The organism is Streptomyces sp. NBC_00887, from assembly GCF_045207585.1.
In genome coordinates this window covers 9,219,134-9,238,166 of the sequence record NZ_CP108788.1, presented here as the reverse complement: position 1 = coordinate 9,238,166, position 19,033 = coordinate 9,219,134, and the positions used below count along the sequence as shown (strand labels likewise).

Annotated in this window: 8 protein-coding genes and 1 pseudogene; 4 read left to right on the top strand and 5 right to left on the bottom strand. The window is 71.3% G+C overall.

Features of this window, described 5'->3' with window-relative positions; genetic code table 11:
* The first annotated feature begins 176 nt into the window (after window positions 1-176).
* The 3 genes and pseudogenes from OG844_RS42065 (at window position 177) to argB (ending at window position 2,997) form a co-directional block, all read left to right on the top strand.
* Window positions 177-544, top strand: a pseudogene (locus OG844_RS42065) (VOC family protein).
* 861 nt (window positions 545-1,405) lie between these two features.
* The gene (locus OG844_RS42060; RefSeq protein ID WP_406388030.1) at window positions 1,406-2,059 is read left to right on the top strand and encodes an isochorismatase family protein; all 654 of its coding nucleotides are present in this window, start codon (window positions 1,406-1,408) and stop codon (window positions 2,057-2,059) included.
* Entirely contained in the window at window positions 2,056-2,997 is a 942-nt protein-coding gene (gene argB, locus OG844_RS42055) for an acetylglutamate kinase (protein ID WP_406388031.1), read from the top strand. Before OG844_RS42060 ends, argB begins: the two co-directional genes overlap by 4 nt.
* Before the next feature lie 186 nt (window positions 2,998-3,183).
* Here the strand turns inward: argB and OG844_RS42050 are convergent, their stop codons facing one another.
* A complete protein-coding gene (locus OG844_RS42050) occupies window positions 3,184-3,702 on the bottom strand; it encodes a GNAT family N-acetyltransferase (RefSeq protein WP_406388032.1) in 519 nt (172 codons plus the stop codon).
* Between the two features lie 168 nt (window positions 3,703-3,870).
* Window positions 3,871-4,083: an MbtH family protein gene (locus OG844_RS42045; protein WP_406388033.1), complete on the bottom strand. Its 213-nt coding sequence runs from the start codon at window positions 4,081-4,083 to the stop codon at window positions 3,871-3,873.
* 201 nt (window positions 4,084-4,284) lie between these two features.
* On the opposite strand from OG844_RS42045, the gene OG844_RS42040 reads away from it, so the two are divergent.
* Window positions 4,285-5,391 (top strand): alpha/beta hydrolase-fold protein, encoded by a 1,107-nt coding sequence (locus tag OG844_RS42040; RefSeq protein WP_406388035.1) that lies wholly within the window; start codon window positions 4,285-4,287, stop codon window positions 5,389-5,391.
* Window positions 5,392-5,523: 132 nt separating this feature from the next.
* On the opposite strand, the gene OG844_RS42035 is transcribed toward OG844_RS42040, so the two are convergent.
* From OG844_RS42035 to OG844_RS42025, 3 genes are all read right to left on the bottom strand, one after another.
* A complete protein-coding gene (locus tag OG844_RS42035; RefSeq protein WP_406388036.1) occupies window positions 5,524-6,186 on the bottom strand; it encodes a lysophospholipid acyltransferase family protein in 663 nt (220 codons plus the stop codon).
* 188 nt (window positions 6,187-6,374) lie between these two features.
* Window positions 6,375-8,075, bottom strand: a complete 1,701-nt coding sequence (locus tag OG844_RS42030; protein ID WP_406388037.1) for an ABC transporter ATP-binding protein — start codon at window positions 8,073-8,075, stop codon at window positions 6,375-6,377.
* Window positions 8,062-19,002 carry an amino acid adenylation domain-containing protein gene (locus OG844_RS42025; protein WP_406388039.1) on the bottom strand — a complete coding sequence of 3,647 codons (10,941 nt, stop codon included), beginning with the start codon at window positions 19,000-19,002 and terminating at the stop codon, window positions 8,062-8,064. The genes OG844_RS42030 and OG844_RS42025 overlap by 14 nt, the downstream gene beginning before the upstream one ends.
* Between the last annotated feature and the right edge of the window lie 31 nt (window positions 19,003-19,033).

Sequence of the window (19,033 nt, the reverse complement as noted above, 5' to 3'; positions counted from 1 at the left end):
AGTCCGACGGGAATCGATCGCGTCCGACAGAGGACGCGCGATCTCTCCGAACGATGGGTTCGATACAAGGAACGAGGCGCGAGAGACTAATCGGCGCGCGCAGCCTGGAACTGGTCAATACCGTCTGGCAGCCGACGAGTTCGAGTCCTCCTCGTCCCGGACGTCACGGAGTTTCCATGCCCCCGCAGATGAAGCTGACGGCGATCACACTCGACTGCGCCGATCCCGAGGCGATGGCCGCGTTCTATCGGGAGGCCACGGAATTGAGCTTCACCCCGGTTCCCACGCCGACTTCGCCGGCGTCACCCGCACGGACGGCCTCGTCATCGGCTTCCAGCGCGTCGATGGCTACCGGGCTCCGCGGTGACCCGGGCAAACCGTGCCGCAGCAGAGCCACCTCGACTTCACGGTCGAGGACCTCGACGAGGCGGAGACCCTGCTGCTGGAGCTGGGTGCGTCCAAACCGGAGCACCAGCCGGGCGGAGACAGGTGGCGTGTCTTCACCGACCCGGCCGGGCATCCCTTCTGCCTGACCGGGGCCTGACGCCGGAGAACGAACGGCGAGGCCGGGGTGGACCACATCGGCCGGCGGTGCGAGTAGCCCTCCCTCAACGGTCCGCCGACCAGGTCGAGAACCTGCTCGACCGCAGCCGCCAACGGGGCGGGGCCGCCGAGTTCGGCAACGGCCTTGTGGCCGTCCGGCAGGGCATTTGCCCCGTACGGGATCAGCGCCGAGCATTCTGCGCGGCGACCACTTCCCGGTGCCGGCCCACGCGTTGTGGTGGGCAGTCAGCAGATGGGCCGCCTCGCGCAGGGTGAAGTCGGCGAGCGCAAGCTGTTCGTACCGGCCGGCCGACGGGGCGTCGGCCAGGTCGTCCATCCAGCAGGTGAGTCCGTAGCGGCCTTGCTCCCATTCCGCCGGGGTCGACGGAGGAGCCCCCGGCCGCGAGTGCCGCGCGCGCCTCTGCGCGTGTACGCGACAGATCCCCGCGCGGGTCCAGCAGGGGCAGACCCTGGCCCGTGGATGAACAGCACCGTGCCGCGGCGGCGGGCCCTGTCCCACGCGAAGAACGTCGGCACGTCCGCGCGGGCGTTCGCGAACAGCTCGGCCGGACGGCCCTCGTACCGGACCACCTCGCGGCGACTGGTGTCCGGATCGGGCACCAGAGGTCGGGACCGGAAGCCCGGGGCGCGGCGGCGAGGACGGCGAGTGCGGCGGCTTGCGTCACTGGATTGCATGGCAGCGGCCGCCGACACGGTTCGGGCCGAACTCCCGCGGTCCTGAGGTGAGTCGAGGGCCGGGCGGCCTGGATCAACCCACTAGTAAGTTAGGTTAGGCTAATCTAAGGAACCGTGGAGTTCGCACACGGTCGTGCACGCGTCATCAGGGAGGGGGAAATCGCCCATGGGCCTGCCCAGCGCCGGCTCCTACCCGATGCCGGCCGCCGCCCTTCCCCGCTCACGTGCCGCACGGAGAATCGATCCCGAACGTGCCGCACTGCTGGTCCACACCATGCAGAACCACTTCGTCGGTATGTTCTCGGCAGTGTTCTCCCCCGTGGTGGAGCTCGTCGACGACATCGTGGCGCTCCGGGAACTCGCGGGGACGCTGGGCATACCGGGTCGTCTTCTCGGCCGAACCGGCCGGACAACCACCGGGGCAGCGCGGGCTCGTCGGCGAACTGTGGGGATCGGGTATCGGGGACGATCCGGACCCGCCGCGATCATCGAGCCTCTCGCACCTCGCGCAGGCGAGCACCTGCTGGCCCGCGTGCGCCCCAACGCCTCCCTCCGCAGCCATTTGGGCAGGCTGCTGCGTTCACCGGCCCGCGACCAGCTCATCGTCTGCCGGCTGCACGCACACCGTGGCGTCCTGCTGACGGCCGCGGACGCCCTCATGAACGACATCCAGCCGTTCGTCGTCGCCGACGCGGTGGCCGACCTCTCCGCCGAGCGCCATTCCCTGGCCCTGGGCTGGGCGGCGGACAGCGGCGTGGTCTGCGCGACGGACCGTCCGCTGCGTGATCTTGTCCCGCACCGGGAGCCGAAGAACGCGTGACCACTCGTGAATTCAAGAAAGCAGGGGCAGCGATGAGACCGGTCGTCACGGAGCTCGCGAAGGCGGACCGGTCCGGTGGGCTGCTTCTCCGGCCGGAACGGCGGGGCTCCGCGGTCGTCATCAAATTCGGCGGCAACGCCATGGTCGACGAGAGCCTGCAGCGGACGTTCGCCCAGGACGTGGTGGAGTTGTGGCGCGCGGGTCTGCGCCCGGTCGTCGTGCACGGGGGCGGGCCGCAGATCAGCGCGATGCTCGACCGCCTGGGCCTGGAGACCCGCTTCGAGGCGGGCCTGCGGGTGACCACGCCGGAGACGATGGAGGTGGTCCGCATGGTGCTGACCGGCCGGGTCCAGCGGGAACTGGTGGGCCACATCAACGACCACGGGCCGTTCGCGGTGGGGATGACGGGCGAGGACGCGCACACGATGACGGCCGTGCGCCGACCCGCCTGGGTGGACGGCCGGCCGGTGGACATCGGTCTCGTCGGCGACATCGTGGACGTGAACCCGGGCATGGTGCGCACACTCCTCGACCAGGGGCACATCCCGGTGGTCTCCCCCGTGGCCCGCGGCGAGGACGGACAGGTCTACAACGTCAACGCCGATCTCGCGGCGTCGGCCCTGGCAGTGGCCCTCGAAGCCGAACGCCTGGTGGTCCTCACCGATGTGGAGGGGCTGTACGCGAACTGGCCGTACAGCACCGAGGTGATCGAGCGTCTGACGGCCGACGCACTGGACAAGATGCTGCCGGGACTGGCGAGCGGGATGCTGCCGAAGATGGAAGGCTGCCTGCAAGCCGTGCGCGGCGGCGTGCGCACCGCTCATGTACTCGACGGCCGCGTGCCGCACGCGGTCCTGCGTGGCGTACTCGGCGAGACCGGCCCCGGCACCACGGTGGTCCCTGACGACAGCCCGGACCACGACGGACAGGCTGGATGACCGCAGCGGGTGACGTACCGCTCCTGTGACGCGGGAGCGCGGGACGGGCGCCCGCGGCACCCTGTTCCCGGCCCCGAACCGGGGCGGGATCAGCACCACCTGAACCGAATCCCGGCATACGCAGCCGGACTTCACCGGCGCGATCGCGCGGTGAAGTCCGGGGGGCGGGTACCGCCGGGCCGACGGTCACAGGACCCTGGCGAGGATCCTTGCGTTGCGCCGGGGGTCCAGGGAATCCGCCCAGGGCCGGGGTGCCAGGCGCGCGGTCGAGGGCGCGAAGCCGTAGCGGAGGAACAGGGCGCCATCGCCGGTCGTCGCCGTGAACAGGGCACCGAGCGACTGGGCGCGCGCCATGGCCACGACCGCACGCAGGAGCGCGGCCCCCACTCCGTGTCCCTGACTGTGCGCGGCCACGCAGAAGTTGTACAGAACGCCCGCGGATCCGCGGCACTCCCCCGGCTCCGCCGGGTGCACGCGCAGACCCACGCAGCCGTCGACGCGGCCTGCGGCCTCCATGACGAGGAAGTCGGCCGCGTGGGTGGCGTAGAGCGAGGCGGGCCGCTCCCGCAGCGCCCCCGAGCGCATGAAGGGCCGGGACAGTCCGGCGAGTGCGGCAGCGTCCCCCTCACGGGCGCAACGCACGGAGGGCGTCGGCGCGAGGAGCGCAGGCGACAGCGGGGCGGGACGCGGCGTGGCCGTGATCAAGGCTTTCCCTTCCTCGGTTCCGTTTCGAAGAACGGCTCGTCGCCGTGCAACTCCGACACAACAAGCGAGATTAGGTTAGCCTTACCTAAGTTGTGAGTCCAATCCCGTGCCGCCCTGCTGTCCCTTCAGCGCGGACGGACAGCCCGGCAGCTCCTCGCCACGAGGCGGTCAGGCGTCCATGGACTCCGCGAGGGACGTGGGTCGCAGATCCGTCCAGCGGTCCTCGATGAACTCCAGGCACGCGTCACGGGTGTTCTCCTCGAAGAGGATCACCCACCCCCCGGGCACCTCGGCGAAGGACGGCCAGAGCGAGTGCTGACCCTCGTCGTTCACCAGGACCAGGAAGCGGCCTTCGGGGTCGTCAAAGGGGTTGGTACTCATGTGTCATTGCCTCCTCGGGCCGACGGGCCGGTGACAGCCTCGCCGAGAGTGTGAATCAGGTCCGCGTGTGGTGCTCCCGCAACGCGATCACCAGCCCGTTCAGGAGGTGGATCAGGATGGAAGGGGAGGCCACCATTAGGTTAGGCTCACCTAATCGAGTCGAGCTTAGCCTTTCAATATCCCTCTCACAAGGAGACGTTCATGCGACCGGTGATCGAACGGGTCCCCGCCGAGGACGCCTTCGCCGCGTACGGACTGCCCGGCAGGCCCGGCAGCGACGAGTTCTGGGCGGCGGCGCGGACACCCGCGTCGGTCCCCGCCGACGACGGCGGCTGGGTGACCCTGTTCCTCCGGCGCGGGACCGGGGCGAGCATCGGCTTCGAGAGCTGGTCGGACTCGACACCCCTGAGCCGATGGGGCGACACGGACTGCTGGTACGCCGAGGTCCGCATGCCCGCGCGGCTGCGGGTGACCTACCAGTTCCTGGCCGACGACGCGGCGTACGCCGACCCGTTCAACCCGGTCGGTGCCGGCGGCGACCGCTCCATCGCCGCGACCCCGGACGCTCCGGCCCAGCCTCACTGGCCGCTGATCGGCGCCGACGACGTCCTGCCCGTCCCCCGCACCCGGATCCGCTGGGCAAGCGAACGGCTGGGCGGACGGCGCACGGTGCGGGTCCACCCGGTGAGCGGCGGCGGGCCGGTGGTACTGCTCCTCGATGGGGACGACTGGCTGTATCTGCACCCGGCCATGACCGCGTTCGACGCGGCCGTCGCCAGTGGTGAGATGCCTCCCGTCACTCTCGTCTTCCTGCCGGCCAAGGACAGGAAAGCCGAGTTCGGGTGCGGCCCCGGACTGTGGGAGGCGGTCCGGGACGAACTTCTGCCGCTGGTGGCGGAGTCCGGCGTGCCCGCCGACCCGGACCGGCTGGTGGTCGCCGGGCAGAGCCTCGGCGGACTGAGCGCGATGTACGCGGCACTGGAGTTCCCGGACCTGGTGTCCCGTGTCGCCTGCCAGTCCGGGTCGTTCTGGTGGACGCCCGATGCACCGGACCGGCCGGACCCGTTCGGTGGCCCGGAGGGCGGTGCCATCGCGGCGCGCCTGCGGGAGCACTCCGACCTGTCCGGTCTGCGGGTCGCGTTCGACGTGGGGGAACACGAGACGCGGATGCTGCCCCACTGCGGGCTCGTCGAGACCCTGGCCGAACAGGCCGGTGCGACTGTGCGGATTTCCCGGTCGCCGTCGGAGCACGACCGGGCGGGCTGGCGGCACGCCCTGCTCAGAGACGTCTCCTGGGCGCTCGCCTAGGCCAGGGCTGAAAGGCTCACGGGAACGACGCTGCCGGGCACCGCTCCTGGTCTCCTACACGCCCAGGGCGCCGACGCGGCCCCTCGAAGCGGTGGGGCGCGCCGGCTCACGTACGGTGTGCCGACGCACTGCTCACGCGGCCAGGACGACCGGTTCGCCGAGACGTTCGGCGGCCTCCCGCCAGGCGCCGGTCACCGCCGCACGGGCATGTTCGGTGCGGTTCGGCAGGTCGCCCGTCAACATGACCGGCGCCCCGACGTGGACGTGGAGACCCGGCCTGCGCAGCGGGGCGGTGCCCAGGCCCGCGAGCTGCTTGAGCGGGCTTCCTGACACGATTCGGCGGGACCCGGCCTGTCCCAGGGGGATCACTGGGGCTCCCGCTCGGTGGGCGAGGCGGGCCAGCCCGCTGCGGAAGGCTTCCGGGGCTGCTTCTCCCGCGTCCTTGCGGTCCGGGATACCGCCCTCGGCGTAGATCAGGACCAGACGTCCTCGGGCAAGGGCCTCGGCGGCGCCGTCGAGGGCGTCGCCGGCGCGGGCGTCGTGCCGGTGGACGGGAATGTGCCCGTCATGGGCGAGCGCACGCCCGAGCGGGGGGATGCGCCAGAGACCTGCGGCCGCGAGGACGACAGGCTCGACGCCGAGACGGCGCAGCGCGGCGAGGACCACGGCCGGGTCGGCCAGTGAGCTGTGGTTGGCGGCGATGATGCTGCCCGGGGCGAAGCGGACGTCGCTGTCGGTGGTGACCGTCAGTCTGCCGACGGCAGGCACCAGGGCGCCGGCGAGGCGACTGAGCATGGGCGGGTCCTCCCGGACTCGGACGATGGTGATCCCCATCGTGGTCCGGAAGAGTGCCGCGGGCCTGAGTACCGGTGCTCAGCCGGCAGCCCGCCGGATACCCAGTCCCTCGGCGCCGGGGTTCCCCGCCGCACGACGCGCGGGACCCGGGCGGCAGGGTCTCCCGTCCGTACGGGAGACCCTGCCGCTCAACGCGCCACGGCCAGGCAGTAGTCCTCGTTCGTGGCGAGCAGATTGCGATGGGTGTCCTCGGCGGTGATGACCCCGTCGTCCAGGACCAGGACACGGTCGGCTGCGTCCAGGAGCGCCGGGCTGCTGGTGAACACGACGGTGGTGCGGCCGCGGCGCATCTTCGCGATGTTGCGTGCGATGAGCTGTTCGGTGACCGCGTCGACGGCTGTCGTCGGATCGTGCAGTACCAGGATGTCGGAGTCGGCGGCCAGGGCGCGGGCCAGGGACAGCCGTTGGCGCTGCCCACCGGAGAGGTTCGCACCGCGGTCGCGGACGCCGTGGTCGAGCCCTTCGCGGTGGAGGGCGACCACGTCGGTCAGCATCGACGCCTCGACCGCCTCGGGAACCATCGGGCTGGTGCCCGACGGGTCGATGTTCGTACGGAGGGTGCCCGCGAAGATCTCCCCGTCGTACGGGTTCACCAGCATGTGCTCACGGACGGCCTCGACCGACAGGTCCGCGATCTCGTGCCCGCTGACCCGTACCGCTCCCTCGTACGCCTGGGGCGGGACGTTCACGGCGAGGATCGACGCGAAGTCGGCCGCCGCGCGCGGCTGGTAGGCGGCGATGGCCACGAACTCGCCCGCCGGGACCCGGAACTTGAGCTTGCGCAGCGTCCCGTACCGGACGCAGTCGATCTCGAGGTCCCCGCCCGCGGCCGGGCGTTCCGGCCCCGGGGTCGTCACCGGCGGGGCGGCCAGTACCAGGGCCATCCGCTCGGCCGAGGCGCGCGCCATCATCACGTACTTCGGCATCTCCGAGAACATCTTGAGCGGTTCCATGATGAACTGCGCCAGCCCCACGGCCATGACGAGCTCCCCGATACTGATCTGCCCTTCGAACGCCAGCCATCCGGATGTCAGGGTCACAGCGGCGGCGAGGACCGCGTTGAGCGCCAGTGCGGTGCCGGCGTACGCGCCGTTCACCTTGGCGACGGTGATCGCCTGGTGCTTCGCCTCCGTGCTGACCTTCCGGTAGGAGAGGAACGCCGCGTGGTTGCCGCCGAAGCCGTGCAGCGGGCGCAGGCCGGTGATGAGGTCGGCGACCTTCGCCCCCGCCCGCGCCACCCTGGCCTGCTGTTCCTGGGTGCTTGCGCCGATCCGCTTGGACATCACGCTCAGGATCGACAGGATCGCGACGGTTCCCACGATCACGAGCAGGCCGAGCCGGATGTCGGCCAGGCCCAGCGCGACCGCCGCGACCACCACCGCGACCAGCGAGCTGATCAGCAGCGGCACCACCTCGATGATGTCGGCGGTCTGGTCGGCGTCCTCGGTGGCGATGGTCAGCACCTCGCCGGACTTCAGGTCGACGTCCCTGGCCACCGGCTGGAGCCCGCAGGCCGCGACCCGCACCCGCCAGCGGTGCGCCTCCGTCGTGTTCGCCTGCTGCAGAACACGCATCCCGAACCGCCACGACAGCGACACGGTCGTGATGATCACGGCCAGCGCGGCGATGGACAGGCCGAGCGAGCCGAGGCTCCGCTCCTGCAAGGAGTGTTCGACGATCAGGCCGAGCGCGATGGGGAACGCGGTCTCGCCGGCCTGGTACATGCCCATGAGGACGGTGCCCCTGGTCATGGCGCCGACGTTGCGCCGCAGGGCGGTCCGAAGGATGTCGGCCCCCTGCCGGGGCCGCTGGGTGTCAGGAGTTGTCATCAAGGTGGCTGGCAATCGCTTCCGGGGTTCGCAGTTCGAGCAGGTCACGGATCGTGATCACGGGACCGTACTCCCGGCGGAGCAGCCCGATCAGCCGCACCGCCAGCATGGAGTGTCCTCCGAGTGACACGAAGTCGCTCACCGCGCTCACTTCGTCATCGTCCAGGTCCAGTGCCTCGGCGAAGAACTCGCACACCACGGTCTCGGTCTCGGTCTCCGGACCGCGCTCCCCCGCCGTGGTCAGCACGCCCAAGGGCTTGGCTTCCGGGAGGGCCTTGGTGTCGGCCTTCCCGTTCACCGTCAGCGGGATGCTGCCGACCTGGGCGTAGTGCGTCGGGCGCAGGAAGTCCGGCAGTGCGGCGCCCACTTCGGCCGCGACCGTGGCCAGGCCCGCGTCACCGAGTACGAGGTAGGCGGCCAGCCGGTACGCTCCGTCGACCTCCGGGGCGGGCTGGGCGACGGCTGCGGCGAAACGCACCGCCGGGTGCGCCGCGAACGCGGCCTCCACTTCGCCCAGCTCGACCCGGTGTCCCCGGATCTTGACCTGCTGGTCGGTGCGGCCCAGGTACATCAGGTTCCCGTCGGGACGCCGGACCACCAGGTCCCCGGTGCGGTACATGCGCTCGCCGGGTTCGCCGAACGGGCAGGCGACGAACCGGTGCGCGGTCTGGGCGGGCTGGCCGAGGTAGCCGCGCGCGATGCCGATCCCCGACACGTACAGCTCCCCGGGAACTCCGTCCGGCAGGGGCCGCAGCCACGGGTCGAGGACGTACACCTCGGTGTTGTCGATCGCGACGCCGACCACCGGGTCCTGGCATTCGAAGGTGCCGACGCCGAGGGTGTTGATGGTGTACTCGGTGGGACCGTACAGGTTGTAGCCGACGGTCCCCTCGGTCTCGGCGAGCTTCTGCCACAGCCTCGGCGTGACGGCCTCGCCGCCCAGCAGCACCAGCGCGGGCCGCCGTTCGGGGTTGTCGAGCAGGCCCTCGGCCACCAGTTGCTGCGCGTAGGTCGGGGTCACGTTGATGACGTCGATCCCGTGCTCGAGGCAGTACTCGACCAGACGGGGCGCGTCGCGGCGCAGTTCCTCGTCGCAGATGTGCACTTCGTGGCCGTCGGCGAGCCACAGCAGTTCCTCCCACGACATGTCGAAGGCGAACGACACGGTGTGTGCGATCCGGAAGACCCTGTTCTCGTGCTCCGCCAGCACCGGCTCGAAGATCCGGCGCTGATGGTTGATCAGCATGTTGGTGAGCCCGGCGTACTCCGTCACCACGCCCTTGGGCTTTCCGGTCGATCCGGAGGTGAAGATCGTGTACGCGGGGTGCCGCAGTCGGTTCGGGGCGTCCGGCGCGAACGTCACGAACGGTTCGGCCTCGGGCAGCGGACGGTCGAGCTCGATCAGGTCACCGGTCAGCCTGGGCGACACGGCGCTCACGGTGAGGATCACCTTCGGGCGGGCCTCCTCGACGATCGCGGCGATTCGCTCGTCCGGGTGGTCGAGCTCCAGCGGCACGTACGCCGCACCGACGCGCAGTACGGCGAACAGTGCCACGATCGAGTCGAGGGAGCGCGGGACCGCGAGGCCCACGGCCGTCTCCGGGCCGATGCCGCGCCCGGCGAGTACGCCCGCCAGTGCGCGGCTGCGGTCGCGGAGCTGGGCGAACGTCATGGTCGAGCCGTGTGCGACGAGAGCGACCCGCTGCGGGTCACGGTCGGCCGCCCGGTCGAACCGGTCGACGACGGTGTCCGTACCGACGTCGGTACGCCCGGCGGGCTCGGGACGGGACACCGGACCGGGCAGTGCGCCGACCGGGCCTGTGGAACGGGCCAGGTCCTCGAGCACGCGCAGGTAGTCGTCGAGGAGACGACGGGCGTTGTCGGTGTCGCCGTCGCGGTGCTCCAGCTTGACGGTGAGCCGGTCGCCGGGGGTGACGACCCAGGTGAACGGGTAGTGCGTCGAGTCGTCGGCCTTCACCGAGGTGATGCCGTGCCTGGCGTTCATCTCGGCGAACGCGTCCATGTCCAGGAAGTTCTGAAGCACGAACAGGTTGTCGAACAGCGTGTCGTGCCCGCTGGCCCGCTGGATCTCGCCGAGTCCCAGGTGCTCGTGGTCCATCGCAGCGACCCTGGCCGCCTGGACGGCCGAGAGGTACTCACCGACGGTGTCGTCCGGCCGTGCCCGCGTCCACATGGGCACGGTGTTGAGCAGTACGCCGACGATGTCGGACAGCCCCTCGCCCTCACGGCCGGAGACGGTCACGCCGAACGCGGCGTCGCTCCGGCCCGTGTGCGCGCCCAGCAGGAGGCCGAACGCGCCGGTCAGCACCGAGTTCAGCGTGACTCCGTGCGCCCTGGCCGCTTCCCGCAGCAGTTCCGACTGCTCGGCGGACATCTGGTGCACGAGTGCGCGCGGCAGGTCGTCCGTGAGGGACGGGTTCGGTCCGGCGAGGAGCGTCGGGCCGGTGAGGCCGGCCAGGTGCTCCGCCCAGAAGCGTTCCGATACGGCGGGGTCCCTGGCGTCGAGCGTCCGGGCGTAGTCCTCGAATCCGGGCGTGACCGGTGTCGCGTCCAGCGGTTCGCCGGCGAGGACGGCCTGATAGGCGTCGAACAGGTCCCGCAGCAGGATCTCGCGGGACCAGCCGTCCCACAGCAGCAGGTGGTAACTGAGCAGCAGTCCGTCGCGGTCGTCGGGCAGACGGACCACGGTCAGCCGGACCATCGGCGGCTCGTCCGGGTCGAATCCCGTGTCACGGTCGCGGGTGCGCAGTGTTTCCACGTCCGCTTCCGTCTCGGGACGGACCGTGCGGACATCGACCCGTCGGCCCGCCTTGAGGACCTGGACCGGGTTTCCGTTGGCGTCGGTGGTGAAGCCGGCGCCCACGACCGGGTGCCGCGCGATCACGTGCGCCATCGCCTCGGCCAGCGCGTCGGTGTCCAGGCGCCGGTCGAAGGTGAAGTAGCTCTGTGCGACGTAGTGTCCGGCTTCGCCCGCCATCTGGGCCTGGAAGAACAGGCCCCTCTGGAGCGGGGTGACCGGTGCCGTGCGCTCGGCCGTCGCGGAGGCCTCGGCGGTGCGCTGCAGCGCGCCCAGCCAGTGCACGGCGATCTCGTCGGGGATGCCGTCGGCGAGGGTGAACGCCGCGTGCAGGCTTCCGGTGGCGTCGTCGGTCCACGCGTTGACCTCGACGGCGTACGGGCTGCCCTGGTCCCCGCCGGTGATGTGCAGCGCCCGGGACTCGCTGCCCCGCCCGAGGTAGTTGAACAGCACCTGAGGGCGGGCGTTCAGCAGGGGGGCCGTCTGAGGGTTGAGGTACCTGAGCCGACCGTAGGCGACGTGGCCGAGCTCGTCCGGCTGGCGTTCGGCGAGTTCGCGCGCCGCCGCGACGGGGTCGGTGTGCGCCGTGAGCCGCACCGGTGCGATGGAGGTGAACCAGCCGACCGTACGGGTGTAGTCGTGGTGCTCCAGCGCCGGGACCCTGCCGTGCCGCTCCAGCTCGATCGCGAGATCGGTCGGCGAGGGCTGGACCTGGGTCAGCGCGGTCCGGAGCGCGCCGCACAGCAACTCGGTGAGACCGACGCCCAGTACGGAGGGGGCGGTACGCGTCACGCGGTCGCTGACGTCGGCGGCGAGTACGACGGTGGTCTCGTGCAGACCCTCGACGGCGGGCAGCAGCGCCGGGGCCCGGAGCGTGGTGATCCAGTGCCCGAGGGCGTCCGTCGCGTGGGAGGACCCGGAGCTCAGCGCTTCGGCGTACTCGGCGTAGGACGTGGTCGGCGGTGCGAGCGGGGCACCGCCCATGGCGGCGGCCAGGTCGTCCAGCAGGATGAGCCAGGACACCGAGTCGACGGCCAGGTGGTGCACGGTGACCACCAGGGTGCGGCTCGCCTCGAGCCAGGAGAAGGCGATCACCTCCCCGGACTCGGGGTCGAGGCGCCCGGCCGCGTCGTTCGCCGCGGCAGTCGCGTCGTCCGTGTCCGTCCGCAGCACGCTGACCTCCCGGGCGGGTTCGGTGCGCAGTGCCCACACCCCGTGCTCGACGCTCAGCCGCAACCGGAGGGCGGGGTGCGCGGCCACGACCGCGCGGGCGGCGCGCTCGGCGTCGGCGAACCCGGTGCCCTCGGCCGCCACCAGCGCCCTGGCCTGGGCGAACCGGGCGAGTGAGGCGCCCAGTTCCCGCTGGCGCAGGATGATCGGCGTCGGCGACAGCGGGCCGTCCTCACGGCGCACGGGCTCGGCGGACGCGGTCCGCGGCGTGCGCGTCTCCAGGTGTTCGGCGAGCGCGCGCGGTGTCTTGAGGAGGAACACGTCGCGTGGCGCGATCGGGAGTCCGAGCGCTCTGGCCCGGTTGATCACGGTGATGGCGACGATGCTGTCGCCCCCGGCCATGAAGAAGTCGGTGTCACCGTCCACGTCCGCGGAGCCGGGCAGCGTCTCGGCGAAGATGCCGACCAGTGCGGCGAGCGCGGACTCGCCCGCGGCCACCGGGGTGCCGTCCTGTGCGGCGCGTGCGGATTCGCCCGCGGCCACGGAGGTGTCGTCCTGTGCGGCGCGCTCGGTCAGGGCCTTCCGGTCCAGCTTGCCGTTGACCGTCAGCGGCAGGACGTCGACCGGCAGCACCCGCCCGGGCACCATGTGCACGGGCAGCTTCGCCGACAGGAGGCCGGTGAGGTCGCCGGGCACCCGTCCCACGACGTGCGCGACGAGGTGGTCGCCGCCCTCCGCCACGGTGACAGCCACGTCGACGACGCCGTCGAGTTCCCGGATCGCGGCCTCCACCTCGCCGAGTTCGATACGGAATCCCTTGAGCTGCACCTGGTCGTCGGCGCGGCCGGCGAACTCCAGCTCGCCGTCGAGCGTGCGGAGCGCGAGGTCGCCCGTGTGGTACATGCGGGAGCCGTCGCCCGCGAACGGGTCCGCGACGAACCGGCCGGCGGTGAGTCCGGGCCTGCCCAGGTAGCCGAGGGACACCTGGTCACCGGCGACGTAGATGGCGCCGACCCGGCCCGGCGGTACCGGCCGGAGCCGGTCGTCGAGCAGGTAGGTGGCCAGACCGGGGATCGGACCGCCGATCGGGCTGACGTCCTCGCCGAAGTCCTCGTCGGTGAGCACCCGGTGGGTGACGTGGACGGTGGTCTCGGTGATGCCGTACATGTTGACCAGCTCGGGCGAACGGGTGCCGTGCCGGTCGACCCAGCCGCGCAGCCGCACGGGATCCAGTGCCTCTCCGCCGAAGATGATCCGGCGCAGTGCGGTGGCCGGTCCGCCGGCGTGCCGGTCGGCCTCCACGAACCGGTGGAACGCCGACGGGGTCTGGTTGAGCACGGTCACTCCGCGCTCCTGGACCAGCCGGTGGAAGTCGACCGGGGAGCGGGTCAGGGCGTACTCCGGCACCAGGAGCTCTCCCCCGTGCACCAGCGCGCCCCAGAGCTCCCAGACCGCGAAGTCGAAGGAGTAGGAGTGGAACTGGACCCACACGTCGCGCGGGCCGAAGTCCATGTCGGGCCGGGTGTTCGCGAGCAGCGTCACCACGCTCGAGTGCGGGACGACGACGCCCTTGGGCCTGCCGGTCGATCCGGACGTGTAGATCACGTATGCCGGGTCGTACCAGCCGGCCGCGGGCGCGGCGGTGTCCTGGGGCAGCCCGTCCGCCTGCGACAGCTCGTCCCCCTGGACGAGCACGCGGGCCGACAGTCCCTCACGGGTGAGCAGGTCGGTGAAGCGGTCCCGCTGCTCACGGTCGACGAGAACAACCTGCGGAGCGGCGTCGGAGAGGATGTACTCCAGCCGTTCGTCCGGGTACGCCAGGTCCAGCGGCACGTACGCGCCGCCCGCGGAGACGATCGCGACGAGGGCGACGACCTGCTCGAGGGAACGGGGGACGGCGACGGCCACGCGCTTGCCCGGTCCGACACCGGCCGCTCGAAGCGATGCGGCCAGCTCGTTCTTCGCCGCCTCCAGTTCGCCGTAGGTCAGTGACCTGGTGCTGCCGTCGAGCGCGCACTGGGTGACGGCGGTGGCGGCCGGGTCGCGGTGCGCGGCGGCGTCGAACAGTGCGCCCAGGGTCGTCGGGGTGATCGGCGCGGGGCGTCGGGCGTCGTCGGCTGCCAGGTCGTCGACCGGGGCGTCCGGACGGGTGAGGAGCCCGGTGAGGGTCCGGGTGAAGGTGCTCAGGACGGCCTGGGCGCTCGTTTCACGCAGCAGCTCACCGTCGTAGATGAGGTTGAAGCGCGGACGGCCCTCGAGTGCGCGCTCCACCACCAGCGTCAACGGGTAGTGCGGGGCGCCCTCGTTCACGATGTCGGCGATGACCAGCTCGTCGTCGGGTCCCCGCAGGGCGTCCACATCGGTCGCGACGTCGAACACCACCAGGGTGTCGAAACGGGAACCGGCGCCTGTCTGCCGGCCGATCCTCGCCAGTGAGACGTGCTGGTGCGGCAGCACCGCGCTCTGGTGTTCCCGTACGGAGGCGAGGAGGTCGCCCGCCGTGGTGGCGGCCTCCCACCGGGCGCGCACGGGGATCGTGTTGATGAACAGGCCCACCATGTCCCCGATGCCGGGCACATCCGCGTCGCGCCCGGACACCGTGGAACCGAACACCACGTCCTTGCCCTGCAGGATGCCGCCCAGCGTCACCGCCCAGGCGCTGTGCACGGCCACGCTGAGCGGCACGCCGGCCGCCCGGGCTGCCGCGTCGACGTCGTCCGTCGGCTCCACGGCGATGTCGGTGAACCGGTCGGAGGGGGTGTGCCCTTCGGCGACCAGTGAGGGGCCGGGAAGATCCGCGAGCTGCTCGCGCCACACGCGGTCGCTCTCGTCGTCGTCGCGTCCTGCGAGCCAGTGCACGTAGTCGGGGAATCCGCCGATCCGGTACACGGTCCCCGGCCGGTGGTACTCGGCCAGCAGCGTACGGAGCATCGGCGGCACCGACCAGCCGTCGGCGATGATGTGGTGCACGGTCTGCACCAGGACGTTCCGTCCGGAGCCCGCGCGGATGAGCGTGTACCGCATCAGCGGGCCGGTGGCGAGGTCGAATCCGGCGCGGCGGTCCCGCTCGGCGTATTCGCGGATCTCGTCGTCGGTGATTCCCGGGCGGTCCAGCGTGGTGAACGGCGCCCGGGCGCCGCTCTCCAGCACGGAGACCACACGGCCGTCGGCGAGGGCCACGAACCTGGCGGCCAGGTTCGGGTACAGGGTGAGCAGCCGGGTGGCCGCGGCCGTGAGCCGGTCGGCGTCCACCTCGCCCTCCAGCGTCAGCAACTGCTGCTCGACGTAGCTGCCCGCCGAGTCGTCGTCGAAGACCGAGTGGAAGTACAGGCCCTCCTGCAGCGGGGTCAGCGGCAGGATGTCCCGCAGCTCCGGGCCGTCCAGGGCGTCGACGTCGGGCTGCGTGAGCGGCACCAGGGCGAAGTCGCTGGGAGAGTGGCCGCCCTGGTCGAGGGCGGCCAGTCCGGCCAGCGCCACCCGCAGGTACTCGCCGACGGTCGCGATGTCCTCGTCGGTGAACATTCCGTCGGGCCAGGAGATGGTGGTGACCAGCTCGTACTCGCCGGTCGACGCGGGTTCGGCGATCGCGTTGAACTCCAGGGAGCGCGGCAGACGCATCCTCGGGTCGCGCTTCTCGCCCAGTTGCCCGGTGGTGCCCGCGGGCTGCCAGTCGCCGGTCGCGCCGGAGTCGAAGCGTCCCAGGTAGTTGAACAGCACCTGGGGTGCGGGCGCGTCGAACCCGGTACCGGCCAGGTAGCGCAGGGCACCGTAGGAGACGCCGTTGCTCGGCACCCTGGCGAGGTCTTCCTTGACCGCCTTGAGTGCTGCGGCCAGGTACTCGGGTGCCGTGGGGTCGGCTGCCGCGCCCGGGTCGACGGTCACCGGGAACAGGGTGGTGAACCAGCCCACGGTTCGTGACAGTTCCGGCTCGAAGCCGGCGGTGGCCGCCACGAACCGTCCTTCGCGGCCGTGGCCCTCGAGTTCGATGTGCGCGAACGTCTGGTCCTGCCCGAGGTCGCGGCGCCACCGGGCGAGGGAGACGGCGAGCGCGGTCAGCAGGACGTCGTTGACGCCCGCGTGGAACTTCGCGGGAATCTCGCCCAGCAGCGCGGCCGTGACCTCGGGACCGACGGAGACGGTCCGGGTCCGCTCCTGAACCACGGTGTCGGCTGCGGACAGCGCGCGCCTGCCCACGGGTGCGTCCGCTCCCGGCAGGGGGCGCTCGAAGTAGGCACGGTCCGCGTCGAAGTCCGCGCGCCCGAGCAGTTCGGTCCAGCGCCGGAACGACGTGCCCACCGTGGGCAGTTCGACCGGTTCGCCCGAGGAGATCTGGCGCCACGCCGTGGCCAGGTCCTCCATCAGGACACGCCAGGACACACCGTCGATCACCAGGTGGTGGACGACGACGACCAGCTGGCGGGACTCCCGTCGCCAGACGGCTCGCAGCATCACGCCGTCGTCCGGGTCGAGCCCGTCGGTGGCGAGCTCCACGCAGGCGTCGAGCGGACGGTCGCTCTCCTGCCACACCGCGGCGGCCGGTGCCGCCTCGGGGATGTCGAAGCTCCAGCGTTCACCGCGCACCAGCTTGGCGCGCAGCATGTCGTGGCGTCCGACCACGGCGGTGAGGATCTCGTCCAGGGCTCCGGCTGTCAGGTCCGCCGGGGTGTTCAGGACCATCGACTGCACGAAGCCGTCGACGGCGTCCGTGGTCTCGCCGAGCCACTGCACGATGGGCGAACCGACGACGGAACCGGTCGCCACATCGCTGTGCTGCACCGTGGAGACGTCCTCGCGGCTCGCCACCGCCGCCAGCGCGCCCACGACACTGTTGGTGAAGATCTGACGTGCCGTGACGTAGAGGCCCGCCTCGCGCAGCGCGCTGAGCAGGGAGATGGCCAGGATGCTGTCTCCGCCGAGCCGGAAGAAGTCCTGGTCGACGCCGACCTCGTCCAGCCGCAGCACCGCCGCGACCGTCGCGCACAGCACGCGCTCGTTCTCGGTGGCGGGCGGGACGATCGCGCCGGTCCCGATCACGGGCTCGGGCAGGGCCTTGCGGTCGAGCTTGCCGTTCGCGGTGAGCGGGAACTCCTTCATCACGACGGTGTGGGCGGGCACCATGTACTCCACCATGTGCTCGACGGCCCACGCCCTGACTTCTTCGGCGCGCAGGTCCTCGCTGCCGGCGGCCGGGATCACGTACCCCACGAGGTAGGTGCCGCCCGCCGTGTTCTTCTTGGCGACGACGCAGGTGTGCCGTACCCCGGGGTGCTCCGCGAGACCGGCCTCGACGTCCTCGATCTCCAGACGCATACCGCGGATCTTGATCTGGTTGTCGGCACGTCCGAGGAAGTCCAGCGACCCGTCCGGGGCGTAGCGCGCGAGGTCACCGGTCCGGTACAGCCGGGACCCGTCCCCCGCGAAGGGGTTGGCCACGAACCGGGACGCCGTCAGGCCGGCCGCGTTGACGTAGCCGCGCCCCAGGAGGAATCCGCCGACGTACAGTTCGCCGCCGACGCCGACGGGGACGGGGCGCAGTTCGTCGTCGAGCACGTAGAGCTGGGTGTTGGGGTTGGCCTTGCCGATCGATGTCGACAAGCGTTCCGCCTCGCCCCGGTAGATGACGTGGCTGACGCCGATCGTGGTCTCGGCCGGGCCGTAACCGTGGTACATGGGGATGTCGAGCCGGGTGCGGAAGCGCTCGTACAGCTCCGGGGTCAGGACTTCTCCGCCGCACCACACGTGCCGCAGGCTGTCCAGCCGACCGGAGTCGCCCGCGATCTCGAGCAGCACGTCCAGCATGGACGACACCAGGTACGTGAAGGTGACGCGGTGTTCGGCGATCACGCTCAGCAGGTGGTGCGGGTCTCGTTCGCCGCCGGGCCGCAGGACCACCAGCCTGCCGCCGGACACCAGCGGCAGGAAGATCTCGTTGATGGAGATGTCGAAGGACAGCGGGGCCTTGAAGAGTGACGCGTCGTCATGGCCGAAGCGCAGGATCTCGTCGACCTGCCACAGCAGGCGCTCGCTGATCGCTTCGTGCCGGATCATCGCGCCCTTGGGCCGCCCGGTGGAACCGGACGTGAAGATCACGTACGCCAGGGCGTCGCCGGGGACGGTGACCTCGGGGCCCTCGACGGGGCAGGAAGCGAACTTCCAGTCGTCGAGGTCCACGGCCACGGCTTCGGGTTCACCCGGGTTGTGCTCGCCCGTGTCGTTGAGCTGCAGCACGACCCGGGCGTCCTCGACGACGACGGCGCGGCGTGCGGCGGGCCACTGCGGATCCAGCGGCACGAACGCACAGCCTGCCTGGAGCACGCCGAGCAGCCCGATCACCATGTCGGCGGAGCGGCCGAGGGATATACCGACGACCTGTTCGGCGGTGAGTCCGCGTTCGATCAGATGGTGGGCCAGCTGACCCGACAGCTCGGCCACCTGGCGATACGTCAGCGACCGGTTCTCGTCGACGACGGCGACGGCGTCGGGCCTGGCCCGCGCCTGCTCGCGGAACATCTCCACCATGGTCGGGCGGATGCGCGCGGCCTCGGTGTCGTTCCACTCGGCCAGGGCTTCGATCCGCGCCGCCGGGCCGGACGGGCCGATGCTGCCGATGGGCCGGTCCGGGAAGTCGGCGAGGTCGTCCAGAGCGAGCTGGGCCTCGGCCGGCAGCACGCCTTCGGGGACGGCAATGCTCCGGCCGTCCGCGCCCACCTCCCAACCGGCAGGCACGGAACCGCCGTTGTCGACCCACCCGAGCACATCCGCGAACAGGGTCCCCGGGGTGAGGTCGATGCCGTCGGGCCCCAGTCCGGTCGCCCAGTACGAGAGACCGATGGCGCACGCTTCGGCGATGGTCCTGTCGGAGCGGTTACCGGTCCGCCGGCGCACGTCGGCCAGGCTCGCGGGAGAAAGCAGTACGAGTCGAGCGTTCGGATCCATCATCGAAGACTCAGTGTCCCTTCCAAGGTATGGA

What these genes read in the sequence shown, in the direction of transcription:
- OG844_RS42025 (WP_406388039.1), bottom strand. Translation starts at nt 19,002, where the DNA reads ATGATGGATCCGAACGCTCGACTCGTACTGCTTTCTCCCGCGAGCCTG.
- OG844_RS42035 (WP_406388036.1), bottom strand. Translation starts at nt 6,186, where the DNA reads ATGCTCAGTCGCCTCGCCGGCGCCCTGGTGCCTGCCGTCGGCAGACTG.
- OG844_RS42040 (WP_406388035.1), top strand. Translation starts at nt 4,285, where the DNA reads ATGCGACCGGTGATCGAACGGGTCCCCGCCGAGGACGCCTTCGCCGCG.
- OG844_RS42045 (WP_406388033.1), bottom strand. Translation starts at nt 4,083, where the DNA reads ATGAGTACCAACCCCTTTGACGACCCCGAAGGCCGCTTCCTGGTCCTG.
- OG844_RS42060 (WP_406388030.1), top strand. Translation starts at nt 1,406, where the DNA reads ATGGGCCTGCCCAGCGCCGGCTCCTACCCGATGCCGGCCGCCGCCCTT.
- OG844_RS42030 (WP_406388037.1), bottom strand. Translation starts at nt 8,075, where the DNA reads ATGACAACTCCTGACACCCAGCGGCCCCGGCAGGGGGCCGACATCCTT.